This is a genomic window from Pseudomonas sp. R5(2019) (assembly GCF_009905435.1).
Lineage (GTDB): Bacteria > Pseudomonadota > Gammaproteobacteria > Pseudomonadales > Pseudomonadaceae > Aquipseudomonas.
The window spans coordinates 44,632-61,110 of the sequence record NZ_JAAAMT010000010.1 but is presented as its reverse complement, the minus strand read 5'-3'; the positions used below and the strand labels follow the sequence as shown (position 1 = coordinate 61,110).

General features: G+C 63.3%; 12 protein-coding genes. 1 reads left to right on the top strand and 11 read right to left on the bottom strand.

The window, feature by feature from the left end; translation table 11 throughout:
- Nucleotides 1-44: 44 nt before the first annotated feature.
- The 11 genes from GUY40_RS09055 to GUY40_RS09005 form a co-directional block, all read right to left on the bottom strand.
- Nucleotides 45-2,819, bottom strand: coding sequence for a hybrid sensor histidine kinase/response regulator (locus tag GUY40_RS09055; protein ID WP_166568615.1), 2,775 nt, complete (start codon nucleotides 2,817-2,819; stop codon nucleotides 45-47).
- A 144-nt stretch (nucleotides 2,820-2,963) separates the two neighbouring features.
- Nucleotides 2,964-4,256 (bottom strand): phosphoribosylamine--glycine ligase, encoded by a 1,293-nt coding sequence (gene purD, locus GUY40_RS09050; protein ID WP_166568614.1) that lies wholly within the window; start codon nucleotides 4,254-4,256, stop codon nucleotides 2,964-2,966.
- A gap of 143 nt (nucleotides 4,257-4,399) precedes the next feature.
- Entirely contained in the window at nucleotides 4,400-6,007 is a 1,608-nt protein-coding gene (gene purH, locus GUY40_RS09045) for a bifunctional phosphoribosylaminoimidazolecarboxamide formyltransferase/IMP cyclohydrolase (RefSeq protein WP_166568613.1), read from the bottom strand.
- Between the two features lie 84 nt (nucleotides 6,008-6,091).
- Entirely contained in the window at nucleotides 6,092-6,412 is a 321-nt protein-coding gene (fis, locus tag GUY40_RS09040; RefSeq protein WP_166568612.1) for a DNA-binding transcriptional regulator Fis, read from the bottom strand.
- A complete protein-coding gene (gene dusB / locus GUY40_RS09035; protein ID WP_166568611.1) occupies nucleotides 6,409-7,422 on the bottom strand; it encodes a tRNA dihydrouridine synthase DusB in 1,014 nt (337 codons plus the stop codon). The genes fis and dusB overlap by 4 nt, the downstream gene beginning before the upstream one ends.
- A gap of 184 nt (nucleotides 7,423-7,606) precedes the next feature.
- Complete coding sequence (locus tag GUY40_RS09030) at nucleotides 7,607-8,926, bottom strand: DUF3426 domain-containing protein (protein ID WP_166568610.1); 1,320 nt, start codon at nucleotides 8,924-8,926, stop codon at nucleotides 7,607-7,609.
- A 40-nt stretch (nucleotides 8,927-8,966) separates the two neighbouring features.
- Nucleotides 8,967-9,845, bottom strand: coding sequence for a 50S ribosomal protein L11 methyltransferase (gene prmA / locus GUY40_RS09025; protein ID WP_166568609.1), 879 nt, complete (start codon nucleotides 9,843-9,845; stop codon nucleotides 8,967-8,969).
- 262 nt (nucleotides 9,846-10,107) lie between these two features.
- A complete protein-coding gene (locus GUY40_RS09020; protein ID WP_166568608.1) occupies nucleotides 10,108-11,208 on the bottom strand; it encodes an acetoin dehydrogenase dihydrolipoyllysine-residue acetyltransferase subunit in 1,101 nt (366 codons plus the stop codon).
- Nucleotides 11,205-12,224 carry an alpha-ketoacid dehydrogenase subunit beta gene (locus GUY40_RS09015; protein ID WP_166568607.1) on the bottom strand — a complete coding sequence of 340 codons (1,020 nt, stop codon included), beginning with the start codon at nucleotides 12,222-12,224 and terminating at the stop codon, nucleotides 11,205-11,207. The genes GUY40_RS09020 and GUY40_RS09015 overlap by 4 nt, the downstream gene beginning before the upstream one ends.
- Nucleotides 12,225-12,259: 35 nt before the next feature.
- Nucleotides 12,260-13,237, bottom strand: a complete 978-nt coding sequence (locus tag GUY40_RS09010; protein WP_166568606.1) for a thiamine pyrophosphate-dependent dehydrogenase E1 component subunit alpha — start codon at nucleotides 13,235-13,237, stop codon at nucleotides 12,260-12,262.
- 22 nt (nucleotides 13,238-13,259) lie between these two features.
- Nucleotides 13,260-14,318, bottom strand: coding sequence for an ATP-NAD kinase family protein (locus tag GUY40_RS09005; protein WP_166568605.1), 1,059 nt, complete (start codon nucleotides 14,316-14,318; stop codon nucleotides 13,260-13,262).
- Between the two features lie 268 nt (nucleotides 14,319-14,586).
- Between GUY40_RS09005 and GUY40_RS09000 the strand changes: the two genes are divergently transcribed.
- On the top strand, nucleotides 14,587-16,461 hold the full coding sequence (locus GUY40_RS09000; protein WP_166568604.1) for a sigma-54-dependent Fis family transcriptional regulator: 1,875 nt from the start codon (nucleotides 14,587-14,589) through the stop codon (nucleotides 16,459-16,461).
- The last annotated feature ends 18 nt before the right edge of the window (nucleotides 16,462-16,479 follow it).

The window sequence follows — 16,479 nt, the reverse complement described above, 5'->3', positions numbered from 1 at the left end:
GCGGCGGGTGAGGTCGGGGGGAGTGTATCAGGCGGCGCCGGGGCTCAGGAGGTATGGGCGTGCTGGTTGCCACGTTCGCGCTGGGCCACCCAGTGGTCGATCAGGTCGCGCAGTTGTGACAGCTCCACGGGTTTGGCCATGTGGCCATCCATGCCGGCCAGGCGGGCCCGCTCCTTGTGTTCGGCGAGGATATGCGCGGTCAGCGCGACCACCGGGGTACGCCTGCGCTGGTTGCCGGCCTCCCAGGCACGCAGCTGTTGGGTGGCGGAGAAGCCATCGAGGATCGGCATTTCGCAATCCATCAACACCAGGTCGTAGTGCTGGGCTTTCATGGCCCGCAGCGCTTCCTCGCCGTTGCTGGCGGTGTCCGGCTCCAGGTTGAGCTTGCCGAGCATGCCGCGAATCACCTTGGTGGAGATACTGTTGTCTTCGGCGACCAGGATGCGGAAGTCCGCCGGCACGTTCATCGGCGCCTGCACGGCGGTCAGTAGCGGCGCACTGGCCGGCAAGCCACGGGTGCGCTGGTTCAGCTCGTCCGCCAGAGTGGTCTTGAGGGTGTAGCCGGCCACGGGCTTGGCCAGGATCCGCTTGATCCCGGCGTTGCGGGCGATGATCTTGCTGGGCGCATTGCTGATGCCGGTCAGCATGATCAGCAGGATATCGTGGTTCAGGCTTGGGTCTTCCTTGATCTTGGTCGCCAGCTGCATGCCGGTCATGCCGGGCATGTTCTGGTCCAGCAGGACCACATCGAAATAGTCGCGCAGATGCGCCTTGGTGCGCAGCAGGGCCAGTGCTTCCTTGCCCGACGGCACGGCGCTGACATTCATGCCCCAGGCGCTGCATTGCTGCACCAGTACCTTGCGACAGGTGTCGTTGTCGTCCACCACCAGCACCCGGGCATCCTTGAGCGGGCCGTCGAGGTCGGCGGTGGGTTGTTCGAGACGCGCCGGGTCCAGCGGCAGGGTCAGCCACAAGGTGCTGCCCTGGTTGTGGCTGGTCTTGATGCCGAACTCGCCGTGCATGAGCATGATCAGCTGCTTGGCGATCACCAGCCCCAGGTGTCCGCCCAGTGGGTTGCCAGAGAGGAAGTGCTTGCTGTGCAGTTCAGCCTGCAGCAGTGCATCGCGCTCGGCGGCGGGCATCGGCTGGCCGCTGTCCTGTACGGCAATGCGCAGGCGCGGCTCGTTGCCGCGCTGGTCGAGGGCGACCACCAGCAGAATCTCGCCTTCATCGGTTTTCTTCAGGGCGTTTTCCAGCAGGCTCAGCAGGGTCTGGCGCAGACGCGTCGGGTCGCCGCTGATGACCCGTGGCACCTGTGGCTGAGTAAAGCTGATCAGCTCGACGTTCTGCTGCTCGGCCTTGGCCCGGAAGATATTCAGGCAGTCTTCGATCAAGGCGTTGAGGTCGAACTGCACATCGTCCAGTTCGATCTGCCCGGATTCGAGCCGGGAGATGTCGAGAATCTCGTTGATCAGTGTCAGCAGCTCATTGCCGGCACTGTGAATGGTCTGCACATAGTCACGCTGCTTGACCGACAGTGGCGTGCCCAGCAGCAGCTCGGTCATGCCGAGCACGCCGTTCATGGGGGTGCGGATTTCGTGGCTGATCTTGGCCAGGAACTCGGCCTTGGCATTGACCTCGGCGGTGCTGGCCGCCAGGGCCCGGCTGGCATTGAAGCGCGCCTCGCGGATAAAACGCTGGCGTTCACTGACGGCGATGTTGAGGATCAGACCGCTGACAGCGGTCAGTGCGACCAGGATAAACAGCAGCCATTGCACCGGCGTGCGGGTCAGCACCAGCAGCGCCGGCAGCACCACCAGGCAACCGAGGTTAAGCAGCAGCATCGCCAGCGCGAAGAAACGTGCTGGGCGGTAGCCCTTTTGCCAGTGATAAACGGACACTACCAGCATGCTCAGGCTACAGAGTGCGACCAGGGCGTAGGTCATCAGGTTTAGCGGCAAGGTGTCGATGAACAGCAACAGCAGGCCGCAAAGCGCTACCAGCAACACTTCATTGAACAGCACGCGGCTGAGCAGTTGATTGCCGCAGGGGGCGAAGAAGCGTTCGGTAAACATCAGGCTGCACAACGAGGCCAGCAGCACGCTGAAAAAGGCCGCGGGGGTTTGTGCCGGGTGCCAGAGATTGAGCCAGGGGCCACTGAGGTTCAGCAGGATCAGGCTGCTGACCAGCATCAACGCTTGATAACCGGCCAGCCACAAGGTAGTGAGTGAGCGGCCATAAGCGTTACGGGTCAGGTTATGCAGCACCAGCATGGTCAGGCAGCCGAACAGTAGGCCGAACAACAGCGGCTGGCGCTGGTCGGCGGCGGCAAGCGTGGCGGGTTGCAGGGTGATGCTGGGGCGCAGCTGGTGTTCAGACACCAGTCGCAGGTAAATATCCAGCGAGCGCTGGCTTTCCGGCAGCGGCAGCAGGTGATTGCTGTTGGCCAGCAATTGCTGGTCTTGTGCCGTGTGATTGCCACTGCGGATCTGTTTGACCAGCGTGCTGCCGTCGAGCACGTACAGGTCCAGCTGGGCCAGGTCCGGGGCGAAGATACTCAGCAGCTGTTCCGATTGGCCGGGCGCCAGTCGGTAATGCAGCCACAGCGCGTTGTTGGGTTCGGCGGCGTTGAGCTGGTTGAGTTCGATGGGGCTGAATTGATTGCGGTAGCGCTCGGAGCGCACGTCGCTTAATTGCAGACTGGCCTGTTCATCAAGCAATACCGCCCAGCCACTGCCTGATTCGGCGGATGCCGGATAGATGCAGAGCAGGGTCAGCAAGCTGACGATGAATACTGTGGCAGTCCTGAGCCAGCGCACGGCGAAATCCCTTCGTAGGTGAATGCCTGTTGATAACTATGCGCGGGGCGCCAAGCAGATGGCAAGGCCCCGGTTGGGGCTGCCATCTGGCCAGCCGTCGGGCGTTGCGGGGCAGGGCGGGCCTGCCTGCAACGCCCGGAGGGCTTACTCTTGTTCGCCACGCTCACGGGCAATGGCACGGTAGCCGATGTCCGTGCGGTAGAAACTGCCTTCCCAATTGACCTTTTTCGCCAGTGCATAGGCGGCCTGTTGGGCTGCGCCGACGCTGTCACCCAGTGCGGTCGCACAGAGTACGCGACCACCGGATGCAACGACATTACCGTCCTTGAGCGCGGTGCCGGCATGGAACACCTTGCCAGGCAGTGTAGCCGCATCGTCCAGACCGTTGATGGTTGCGCCTTTGGCGTAATCGCCAGGGTAGCCGCCAGCGGCCAGTACGATGCCCAGGCTTGGGCGTGGATCCCATTGGGCTTCGACCTTGTCCAGGGCCTTGGCCAGCGCGGCCTCGACCAGCAGCACCAGGCTCGATTGCAGGCGCAGCATGACCGGTTGGGTTTCCGGGTCGCCAAAGCGGCAGTTGAACTCGATGACCTTCGGGTTACCGGCCTTGTCGATCATCAGACCGGCATAGAGGAAACCGGTGTAGATATTGCCTTCGGCTTCCATTCCGCGAACGGTTGGCCAGATCACTTGTTCCATGACCCGGTCATGAACCTCGGCGGTGACCACCGGGGCAGGCGAGTAAGCGCCCATGCCGCCCGTGTTCGGGCCGGTGTCGCCGTCGCCGACGCGCTTGTGGTCCTGGCTTGTGGCCATCGGCAAGACGTTCTTGCCATCGACCATGACGATAAAGCTGGCTTCTTCGCCGTCGAGGAACTCCTCGATGACGACGCGCGAACCGGCGTCACCGAAGGCGTTGCCGGCGAGCATGTCGCGCACGGCGTCTTCGGCTTCAGCCAGGGTCATGGCGACGATCACGCCCTTGCCGGCGGCCAGGCCGTCGGCCTTGATCACGATCGGCGCACCCTTTTCACGCAGGTAAGCCAGGGCCGGCTCGATCTCGGTGAAGTTCTGGTAGTCGGCGGTCGGGATCTTGTGGCGCGCCAGGAAGTCCTTGGTAAAGGCCTTGGAGCCTTCCAGCTGGGCAGCACCGGCGGTTGGGCCGAAGATGTCCAGGTTACGGCTGCGGAACAGATCGACCACGCCGGCGACCAGCGGCACTTCCGGGCCTACGATGGTCAGCGCGACATTCTTCTCGGCGAAGTCGGCCAGTTGCTCAAGGGCCAGCACGTCGATGGCGACGTTCTCGCACTTGGCTTCAATGGCGGTGCCGGCGTTGCCCGGGGCAACGAAGACTTTGGCGACGCGTGGGTCTTGTGCAGCTTTCCACGCCAGGGCGTGTTCACGGCCACCGCTGCCGATGATCAAAACATTCATGTCAAAACCTCGATGAAGCGAATTCTTCAGGGTGAGGGCGCCCTTGCGGACGCCATCGCGGCTAAAGCCGGCTCCTACATGAATGACGCGATCCTGTAGGAGCCGGCTTTAGCCGCGAACGAGCGCAAGGCGCTCGCCGTGAATCAGTGACGGAAGTGGCGCATGCCGGTAAATACCATGGCGATGCCGGCTTCGTCGGCCGCTGCAATCACTTCATTGTCACGCATCGAACCGCCCGGCTGGATCACCGCAGTGATACCCACCTTGGCCGCGTTGTCGATACCGTCGCGGAACGGGAAGAACGCATCCGAGGCCATGACCGCGCCCTGCACTTGCAGGCCGGCATGTTCTGCCTTGATCGCAGCGATACGCGCGGAGTTGACGCGGCTCATCTGGCCAGCGCCGACGCCGATGGTCTGGCGGTTCTTGGCGTAGACGATGGCGTTGGACTTGACGAACTTGGCCACTTTCCAGGCGAAGATCAGGTCGTTGATCTCTTGCTCGCTCGGGGCGCGCTGGGTCACGACTTTCAGGTCAGCGGCGGTGATCATGCCGATATCGCGGCTCTGCACCAGCAGGCCACCGTTGACGCGCTTGTAGTCCCAGGCAGCGGCACGTTCAGCCGACCATTCGCCACAGGCCAGCAGGCGCACGTTGGCTTTGGTAGCAACGACAGCGCGGGCTTCGGCGCTGATGCTCGGGGCAATGATCACTTCGACGAACTGACGCTCGACGATGGCCTTGGCAGTTTCGCCGTCCAGCTCGCGGTTGAAGGCGATGATGCCGCCGAACGCCGACTCGGTGTCGGTGGCGTAGGCCAGCTCGTAGGCCTGGCGAATGCCGCCTTCGGCGTCCGGGCAAACCGCCACGCCGCACGGGTTGGCGTGCTTGACGATGACGCAGGCGGGCTTGACGAAGCTCTTGACGCATTCCAGCGCGGCGTCGGTGTCGGCCACGTTGTTGTATGACAGTTCCTTGCCTTGCAGCTGGGTCGCGGTGGCGATGCCGACTTCGGCAGGCTTGGCTTCCACGTAGAACGCCGCGCTCTGGTGCGGGTTCTCGCCGTAGCGCATTTCCTGGGCCTTGATGAACTGGCTGTTGAAGGTGCGCGGGAACTCGCTGCGGCCTTCTGTGCTCAGGGTTTCGGCAGCCTGATTAACCGTGCCCATGTAGTTGGCGATCATGCCGTCGTAGGCGGCGGTGTGTTCGAAGGCCTTGAGCATCAGGTCGAAGCGCTGAGCGTAGGTCAGGCCGCCGGCCTTGAGGTTTTCCAGCACCTGGGCGTAGTCGCTGGCGTTAACCACGATGGCCACGTCTTTATGGTTCTTGGCCGCCGAGCGAACCATGGTCGGGCCGCCGATATCGATGTTCTCGATCGCGGTCGGCAGGTCGCAACCGGGTTTGGAGATGGTGGCTTCGAAGGGGTAGAGGTTGACCGCGACCAGGTCGATCGGGTTGATCCCGTGCTCTTGCATGATGGCATCGTCGATGCCGCGGCGGCCGAGGATGCCACCGTGGATTTTCGGGTGCAGGGTCTTGACCCGGCCGTCCATCATTTCAGCAAAGCCTGTGTAGTCGGCGACTTCGACTGCGGCAACGCCGTTGTCCTTGAGCAGCTTGAAGGTGCCACCGGTGGACAGGATCTCGACGCCCAGGGATTCCAGCTCACGGGCAAATTCAAGGATCCCGGTCTTGTCGGAAACGCTGATCAAAGCGCGGCGAATCGGCAGGCGGATAGTCTGGTCGGTCATTTCAGTTTCCATCTAAAGCAGAGGAGTCAGCAAAAAAGGCGACCTCATGGAATGCGAGCCGCCTTTTATGGTTTGAATGCATGCTTACAGCAGATCGTACTGCTTGAGTTTCTTGCGCAGGGTGCCCCGGTTCAGGCCCAGCAGTTCGCTGGCCTTGGTCTGGTTGCCCTTGACGTAGTTCATCACGCTTTCGAGCAAGGGAGCCTCGACTTCGGAGAGCACCAGGTTGTACACGTCCGTAACGGCAGCGCCCTCCAGGTGGGCGAAATAATTGTGCAGCGCCTTTTCGACACTCCCGCGCAGGGTCTGGCCCTCTTCGCTGGGTGTGCTCAGGTGCTGTTTCAAATTGACGTTGTCGCTCACGGGTGTTGTTCCACTCACTAAAGTCTCGGTCATCATCGTCATGCGGCCACCCCTTGTCCGTCTCCTGTCACCAGGCTCTGGTCACGTTCGCGGAAGAAGCTGCGAACGTCGGCGCACTGCGCCTGCGAATCTTCCAAACGATTGAACTGGGCGCGAAATTCCCTGGCCCCTGGCAGGGTGGCCAGATACCAGCCGACATGTTTGCGGGCAATACGTACGCCCATCACATCGCCATAGAAGGCGTGCAGCGCGGCAAGGTGTTCTAGCAGAATTCGTTCCACTTCTTCCAACTGCGGTGGCGGCAATGTCTCGCCGGTGCGCAGGTAATGCTCGATCTCGCGAAAGATCCATGGCCGCCCTTGGGCAGCCCGGCCAATCAACACGCCATCAGCCCCGGTGGCTTGCAGCACCTGCCGGGCCTTTTGTGCAGAGTCGATGTCGCCGTTGGCAAAGACCGGTATCGACACCGCCTGCTTGATCGCAGCGATGGTGTCGTACTCGGCTTCACCGGTGTACAGGTCGGCTCGGGTCCTGCCATGGACCGCCAGGGCTTGAATCCCGGCTTGTTCGGCGATTTTCGCCACCGTGATGCCGTTTTTGTTCGAACGGTCCCAGCCGGTGCGGATTTTCAGCGTGACCGGGACATCGACGGCGGCAACCACGGCGTGCAGGATTTCGCGCACCAGGTTTTCATCTTTCAATAAAGCAGAGCCTGCAGCCTTGTTGCAGACTTTTTTTGCCGGGCAACCCATATTGATATCAATAATCTGGGCACCCAGCTCGACATTGGCCCGGGCCGCAGCCGCCAGCATCTGGGCATCACCACCGGCGATCTGGACCGAGCGTGGCTCGGGATCACCTTCGTGGATCATGCGCAGGCGCGATTTGCGGCTGTTCCACAGACTCATGTCGCTACTGACCATTTCCGAGACCACCAGGCCTGCGCCCAGTCGTCGGCATAACTGACGAAATGGTTGGTCCGTGACCCCGGCCATCGGGGCGAGGATCAAGGCGTTTTGCAATGTATATGGGCCGATGCGTACCGCCGACATAGGTGTTCCCTGTTGTGGGGCCGGATCATTGGAGTTCGAAAAAGGGTGGGCATGATACCCGCTCTCGATGACCGGATAAAGGTCGATTTGGATAAAATCTGAACAGCTGCAGGCTTATGCCGAGGGGTTTTGTCCGGGCGGCTGGCGCCGGAATGCTGGCATCAGCGGTGCTAGACGCGGTCGATCACTCCGGAGAGCGGAAGCTGAGGCTGTAGTTGACGGCCCTGGAGCCCGGGTCGAGGATGTCCAGCGCGATGTGGATGGGCGTTTGCGGGGGCATTTCTGCCTTGCCGGCCAGCTCACCACTCAGGTATTCACCGGGTTTGAACCGACGGCTGGCAATCAGCTGCCCGTTCAAGTCGGCGAACCGCAGTTCCAGCAGCGGGAAAGGCTGCGAAAAAGTCGCACGGTTGTAGATGATCGCATCGACGATCAACGCGCCTTTGAAGTCCGGATGGCTGCGCACCACCAGGTTACTGCTCTTGATCAGGCTGATGTCGACCTTTGATGGCACCTTGCACCCTAGCTGTGGGCAGAGTTGCTGGAACCAGGGGCGGTATTGATCCTGCCGCGCCAGCTCATCAAAGTGATACCAAATGTATTGACCTGCCAGTGCCGCCGCGGCCAACAGCACCAGGATGAACCACAAAAGGCGCTTGCCCCAGGGCGTGCGGCGTTTTTGCCAGTCCAGCTGCAACGGATCGTCGACCAGGTCGGCAAGGCCATCGTTGTTCAGGCCCGGTTCATGGCGCACGCCTTTGTCGCGGCGGGTTTCCAGTGGCGGATCACGGCGCAGTGGCTCGTCGTCCTGCTCATCAAGGGGATCCAGTGCCGTCAGGCGTTCGCGCGCGGGGGGGCGCTCAACGGGCTTTTCGACAACCGGTAGCGGGCGGCGAGGTTCTACATCGAGGTCTTCGTCAGCGTCCAGCGACAACGAGGGCTCGGTGCGCTCGAAGCGCGCAGGCTCAGGCTTGTCAAAGGCGATGGGCTCGATGGTCGGCGGTTGCAGCTCGGGTTCGCCGTGAGGGTGCCCGTCATCGGCTGAACCGAACAGCCCGCCGGCCAGGGGCGGTTCATCGACATTATGGACGTCGCGCTGGGCGCTCAAGGACTCTGCGCGCGGCGGGCGGATGTGGCCGAACTCGGTGGTCGGCTCGATTTCCCGTTGTTCGAGCCTGGCCAGTTCCCGGTCGAGATCGAGTTTGTCCAGGTCAAGGTTATCCAGGTCCAGCTCGGCCGGTGACCATTCGCGCTGGCTGACCGGCGCCTTCGGCTCACCGGTGGCGGGCGCCTCTGGCGCCGGGGCAGGGATGGGCTGGGCGGAAGGCGTGAGGGCTTGCCGGGCTTCCCGGGCCGAGCTCTGTTCGAGCAGTTGGCGCGCCGCGTTGAACACCTGCAGGCAGGCGCCACAACGCACCACCCCGCGGGCCACGCTCAATTGAGTGTGGCTGACGCGAAAGCTGGTCTGGCAATGGGGGCACTGAGTGACGAAACTGTCGGTCATGCGGCGATCCGGGTTAGGCAGAGGACCATTCTAGGCGCTCTCAGCGGCGGCGGCCACTGATGCGTACCCAGCCTTCGCGCACGGCGATCGGGTCCAGGTCGAAGTCGGTGGCATAGGCGGCGGCGACCTCTTCACCTTGCTCGGCGAGGATGCCCGACAGCGCCAGGCGGCCACCCGGCTTCACCAGCCCGGACAGCTGCGGCGCCAGCGAGACCAGCGGCCCGGCGAGGATGTTGGCGACCAGTACATCAGCCTGGATCGCTGGCATGTCTTCAGGCAGGTAGACCGGGAAGCGCTCCTCGGCAATGCCGTTGCGCCCAGCGTTGTCGCGGGAGGCTTCCAGCGCTTGCACGTCGATATCGGTACCGATTGCGTGGCGAGCACCCAGCAGCAGGGAGGCGATGGCCAGAATGCCCGAGCCGCAGCCGAAGTCGAGGACTTCGCAGTCTTTCAGGTCCTGGCCATCGAGCCATTCCAGGCACAGGGCGGTGGTCGGGTGGGTGCCGGTGCCGAATGCCAGGCCCGGATCGAGCAGCAGGTTGACGGCGTCTGGCTCTGGCGCTGCGTGCCAGCTTGGTACGATCCACAGCCGCTGGCCAAAACGCATGGGCTGGAAATTGTCCATCCAGCTGCGTTCCCAGTCCTGGTCCTCGACCACTTCGACCTGATGCTCGGGCAATTCGGCGCCGGTCAGCAGTTGCAGGTGCGCAAGCACGTGCTCAGGTTGGGCATCGGCTTCGAAGAGGGCCAGCAGGTGAGTGTGCGACCAGAGTGGAGTGGTATTGAGGTCCGGTTCGAAAATCGGCTGATCTTCAGCGTCCATGAAGGTCACGGAAACGGCGCCGACTTCGAGCAAGGCGTCTTCGTAGGTTTCGGCTTGTTCCGGGCTGATAGCCAGACGTACTTGCAGCCAAGGCATGGCGGGCACCTTTGAAAATGTACAGAAGGCAGCCCTGGGCTGCGCGAAGCCTGCCAGTTTACTTGAGGTGAAGGGGAAACACGACAAGTCCGAAAGCTCTGCAGACAAACCCGCTCTCGCAAAGGGTCACCCATTTCAAGTGACGAGCTTTTCTGTGGGAGCGGATTTATCCGCGAATAAAGGCGCCGCAGCGTGTCAGTCATTCGGCGGTGTCTGCATTCGCGGATGAATCCGCTCCCACATGGATTTCGGCGGTCCGTTCCTATTGGATAAAGGCCAGAATCAGTCGGTTCACTTCGTCGGCGGCTTCCATCTGCACCATGTGGCCTTGCCCTGCAAGCACATGGATCTGAGCTGACAGCCCTTGGGCGTGTGCCGCAGGAATGATCGCATCGCGCTCCCCCCAGATCACCAGGCTCGGTTGCTGCGCCACCACGGCACGCAGACCCTGCCGTTGCTGGCCACCCTCGAACAGGTTGCCCAACAGTTGCCGCAACGCTGTATCGACGCCTTCCAGGCGCTTGAACTTGAGCATATCTTCAAGCATTTGCCGATTGACCAATGCGGGGTCGGAAAACAGCTGCACCAGTTGCGGCTTGAGGGCGTTGCGATTGCTGGCGTCGACGAAGCCCTGCAGGTAACTGCCGTTGATATCCGGCCCCAGGCCAGCGCTGGCGATCAGGGTCAGAGAGGCTGCGCGAGCCGGTGCCAGTCGCGCCAGATTGAGAGACACCGCGCCGCCCATGGAGTGGCCGACGAAATGCGCTCGTTCGATATCGAGATGGTCGAGCAGCGCCAGTACCGCTTCGCTCAACTCATCCAGATCGCCCTTTTGCAGCACCTTGCCAGACTCACCATGGCCGGGCAGGTCCAGTGCAATGACACGTCGCCCAGTCGCCAGAGGCTCATGATTGAACAGCCAGTTGTTCAGGTCGCCGCCAAAACCATGGACCAGAACCAGCGGTGTGCCGCCTTCGCCACGATCGAAGTAGCGCAGCATGCGGCCGTCTATTTCCACTTTCTGCGGTGAAGGGCCGCTGTCTTCGCTCGCATCGCCGCCCGGCACAAAGCTGGCCTGGAACTGAGCGATGACTTCGTCGATTTGGGCCTCGCTGGCTTCACCTTCGACGATCACCGCCAGCAAGGCGCCCACGCTCAAGGTTTCGTCCGGCTGCGCGATGCGTCGGCGTAATACTCCGCTGAACGGCGCTTCGACGCTGCTGGAGATCTTGTCGGTCTCCACATCCAGCACCTCGTCGCCCTTGCTGATAGGTTCGCCTTCTTCCTTGAGCCAGGCATCGACCCGGCCTTCGGTCATCGACAAGCCCCATTTGGGCATGGTCAGGGTATGGATCTGGCTCATGCCGCGCTCCTCCCTTCGAACACCTTGTGCACGGCCGCCTCGATCTTCGCGGCGGTGGGGATGTAAAGGTCTTCCAGCGCATCGGAAAACGGCACCGGCGTATGCGGCGCGGTGACCATTTCAATCGGGCCCTTGAGGGCCGAAAAGGCTTTCTGGGCAACCAGTGCGCTGATGTCGGTGGCCATCGAGCAGCGCGGGTTGGCTTCGTCGATCACCACCAGGCGGCCGGTTTTTTCCACGCTTTCCAGGATGCTGTCTTCGTCCAGCGGGCTGGTGGTGCGCAGGTCCAGCACTTCGCAGTCGATACCCTGGCGCGCCAGACTGGCCGCGGCGTCCATGGCCAGGTGGACCATTCGCCCGTAGGTCACCAGGGTCACGTCGTCGCCCTCGCGCAGGTAATTGGCTTCACCGAACGGCACGCAGTAGGACTCTTCGGGCACCTCGCCCTGCAGGCTATAGAGCAGTTTGTGTTCGCAGAAGATCACCGGGTCGTTGTCGCGAATGGCCTGGATCAGCAGCCCCTTGGCGTCATAAGGCGAGGACGGGCAGACCACTTTCAAGCCGGGGATGTGCGTCCACAGCGAGGTCAGCATCTGCGAGTGCTGGGCCGCGGCGCGCAGGCCGGCGCCGACCATGGTGCGCATCACCAGCGGAGTGACCGCCTTGCCGCCGAACATGTAGCGAAATTTCGCGGCCTGATTGAGGATCTGGTCCAGGCAGCAGCCGGCAAAATCGACAAACATCAGTTCGCAGACCGGGCGCAGGCCCTGGGTGGCCGCACCGACTGCCGCGCCGACGTAGCCGATTTCCGATAGCGGTGCATCCAGCACGCGGCCGGGAAACTGGTTGTACAGGCCTTTGGTGACACCGAGCACGCCGCCCCAGGCGTCGTCTTCACCCGGTGCGCCGGCGCCACCGGCAACGTCTTCGCCGATGATGAAGACGCTGGGGTCGCGGCGCATTTCCTGGGCCAGGGCTTCGTTGATGGCCTGTTGGTAGCTGATTTTTCTCGCCATGATGATTCTCCACTTGTTCTTGTTGTAGGGGCGGCTCAGGGGTAGGACACGTAAACGTCGCTGAGCAGGTCGGCGGCCAGGGGTTTGGGATCGGACTTGGCGCGGCGCACCGAGTCCTCGATCAGCGCGGCAACCTGCTGGTCGATGGCATCGAGTTGAGCGGCCTTGAGCACGCCGGCGCGGGTGGTGCGCTCGCGAAACTGCATCAGGCAGTCGCGGGTTTCACGCAGGTTCTTGACCTCGTCTGGTGCTCGGTAGGTTTGTGCATCGCCTTCGAAGTGGCCGTAGTAGCGGGTCAGCTTGACCTCCACCAGTGACGGACCCTGGCCTGCGCGAGCGCGCTCGATGGCGGCGCCGGCGGCTTCAAAGACAGCGAAGAAGTCGTAGCCGTCGACGGTGACCCCCGGCATGCCGAAGCCGGCGGCGCGGTCGGCGATGTGGTCGCACGCCACTGACCAGTTCGAGGCGGTGGCTTCGGCGTAGCCGTTGTTCTCGGCAACGAAGATGCACGGCAGGTTCATGATCGAGGCCAGGTTCATGGCCTCGAACACCGCGCCTTCGTTGGAGCCGCCATCGCCGAAAAACACCACCGATACGTCCTGGGTGCCCTTGAGCTTGGCGGCCAGCGCGGCACCGGCCACCAGCGGCGCACCGGCGCCGACGATGCCGTTGGCGCCGAGCATGCCTTTCTCGAGGTCGGCGATGTGCATCGAACCACCCTTGCCACCGCAGACGCCGGTTCTCTTGCCGTAGATCTCGGCCATCATGCCGTGCACATCCACGCCCTTGGCGATGCAGTGGCCGTGGCCACGGTGGTTGGAGGCAATACAGTCGCTGTCGGTCAGGTGCGCCATGACCCCGGCGGCGCTGGCTTCTTCGCCGGCATACAGGTGAACGAAGCCCGGGATCTCGCCGGTGGCGAACTCCACATGCAGGCGCTCTTCGAAATCACGAATGGTGCGCATGACCTGGTAGGCATGCAGCAGTTGCTCGGTGGACAGGTGAGTGGACATCTTGTTGTTCTCCAGGGTTGTCTCAACACGAAAGGTTGGCGGGGTGTTGCGGGTGTTCGCGGCCAACCGCCAGCAGGCGGTGGCGGGCGGCATAGGCCAGCACGGCCTCGACATCGATGCTCAAGGGGCCATTGGGGTCGAGGGTGATGGTCGGGCGCTCGTTGGCGCTGAATTCGATTTCCCGTTCGCCGTCCAGCGCCAGGGTGCCGCTGGCCAGGCTCAGGGAATAGGCGACGCCGGGTGTCAGGCGGCCGCTGGCGGTCACGCCGCAGCCTTGCAGCAGGCCGGGGGCCAACGGCGCCAGCAGTGCCTGTTCGGCCTGGTGATGCAGACGCACCCAGGCGCCTTCGGGATCCTGGCGCGAGACCGGGCACCACAGCCCGCACAGGGCCGACAGGCCAATAGCATGGGGCTCGGCAAAGGTCGCGAAGACTTCCACCAGGTCTTCGGCACGGCTGATGGCGCGCGCGCCGATAAAATTCAGCGGCGAGACCGCGACGTCCACCAGCGCCCATTCGCGCAAGGCGCGGGTGCTGTCCTGCACCAGCAGTCGCTTGTTGCGCCGCAGGCCGATCTGCGCCGGGATCCGGCCACTGGCGAACAAGCCGCCGGCGAGCCCGGCGCTGGTGGCTTCGCGCAATTCGGGGAAAGCGTTATTGGTGCCGGTGGAGAGGGTCAGCAGCGGCGTGTCGCCGACTTCGGCCGCGACGGCCTTGTGGGTGCCGTCACCGCCCAGCACGGCGATCAGCGTTGCGCCGTGCTCGACCATTCGCCGGGCTGCCAGACGGGTGTCGGCCACGGTCTGCTGCAACGGCATGTCGAGTATCTGCAGGCGCGGCCAGCGATTCTGGCTGGCGTGCGGGCTGTTGCTGGCCTTGAGCACGGCGGCGGCGATGCCGGTCATGTCCGGCGGCAGCAGCACCTGGTCGACCCCGGTGACACCGAACGCCCCCAGCAGCCGTTGCACGGTCGAGGCCTTGTCGGTGCTGGAATAAAGGCCGGCATTGGCGGTCAGGCGCCGAAGGTCACGACCGGAGGCCGGGTTGGCGATGATGCCAACGGTCAATGCGGGTTTGCTCATGGCGCACCTCTGATTATTGTTGATCAGGGGTAGAGCAAGGCCAGTGCCAACCGCGTCGAGTCTTGCGCGGATGCCCGGTCTAGAGCGTTATCGGGCAATGACAGCACGGTGGCGGGTCAGACGCTGGGTCTCATGCTCCTGATGGCGCGGTCGAGACGCCGAGACGCTGCGTCTCACTCAGGCCCGATCGGCAATGCAGGCTTGTCCACCTGCGCCATTGGGCGCTTAATGAGGCCCATAACAACAAAATCCCGAGACCGGAGGGCCCATGCTTGCCGCGAACTCCAAAGCCCATGTGGATTGCGTCAGCCGTGTTCTGAAGAATGTCGACCGCGTGCCGCAAGCGCCGGTACCGGCACTGATCCTCGATTCCTGGCGCCGCTCGATGGAGCAGCACCATCTTGACCCCGGTTCCTTGCAAGGGCCGCGTATCCTGTCCCAGACCCTGCTCAATGAATGTCGCGAACGTGCCGACCTGTTCCTGCGCATTGCCAGTGAAGAGGTGGCACGTTTGCATGGGCGTGTGCGCGATGCCGATTACTGCGTGATGCTGACCGATGCACTGGGGCGCACCATCGATTACCGGGTCGAGTCGGCGATTCGCAACGACTGCCGCAAGGCCGGGTTGTACCTGGGCACGTGCTGGTCTGAGGGCGAAGAGGGCACCTGCGGCGTGGCGGCGGTGCTGACCAACAAAGCGCCGGCCACGGTGCACAAGCGCGACCACTTTCGTGCCGCCTTTATCGGCCTGACCTGTTCGGCCGCGCCGGTGTTCGATCCGCAGGGGGAGTTGCTCGGGGTGCTGGATGTGTCGGCCCTGAGGTCGCCGGACGATCGGCGCAGCCAGCACCTGATCCGGCAGATGGTCGCCCAGAGCGCTCGGGAAATAGAGAACGCCTTTTTCATGCACAGCGCTCAAGGGCACTGGTTGCTGCGGGCTCACAGCGCACCGGGCTACGTGGACAGTCAGCCGGACTTTCTGCTGGCCTGGGATGCCGACGGGCGCCTGCAGGCGCTCAACAGTGCCGCCCGGCAATGCCTGCGCGAGCGCTATGGGCAGCTGCCGGAACACATCGGCCAGCTGTTCGACCTGGACAGCTTGCAGGCCGCAACCGATGAATCAGCCCGGATCCTGCGCTGGCGTGGCGATCTTGATGACCTGCACGTGCGGGTCAGCGCGCCTCGGCATCGGCCGCCGTTGCGCAGGGTGCTCAGGGAAGACGATGAACAGACCGACCCGCGAATCAGCGAGAGCTTGCGCCGCGCGGTGCGGGTCAAGGACTGCAATCTCGCGGTGTTGGTGCTGGGCGAAACCGGCTCGGGCAAGGAAGTGTTTGCCCGACAGCTGCACGAGCGCAGTCGTCGCGCCAAGGCGCCGTTTGTCACGCTCAACTGCGCCGCCATTCCCGAGAGCCTGATTGAAAGCGAGTTGTTCGGGTACAGCGCCGGGGCCTTTACCGGCGCATCGAGCAAGGGCATGCGCGGCCTGCTTCAGCAGGCCGATGGCGGCACCTTGTTCCTGGATGAAATCGGCGACATGCCGCTGAGCCTGCAAACCCGGTTGCTGCGCGTGCTGGCCGAGGGCGAAGTAGCGCCACTGGGGGCGTCGCGACGCCAGCAAGTGGACATTCATGTGATCGCGGCCACCCATCGCGATCTGGCCGTGGCGGTCGCCGAAGGGCGCTTTCGTGAAGACCTGTATTTTCGCCTGGCCAATGCGCGTTTTCAGCTGCCGCCCCTGCGTGAGCGCAGTGACCGATTGGCATTGATCAATCGCTTGCTGGCCCAGGAAGCACAGGGCTGCGGAGTGTCGGTAGGCCTGAGCGTGGCGGCGCTGGAGTGTCTGCTTGGCTATCGCTGGCCGGGCAATGTGCGGCAATTGCGTCAAGTGCTGCGCTACGCCTGTGCAGTGTGCGCGGGGACGACGATTCAGCGGGAGGACTTGCCAGAGGATATTCGTGGAGACGAGGCGGTAGAAGAGGGGGGGCAAGACAGTGCCAATCCGCAACGGCAACTGCTGCTCGATGCGTTGATTCGTCATCGCTGGAAGCCGGGGGAGGCGGCGCAGTCGCTGGGGATTTCGCGGGCAACCCTGTATCGGCGGGTGCGCGAGCATGGCATCAAGATGCCGCGGGTTTCTTGAGGGTCTTAAAAGCTTCGC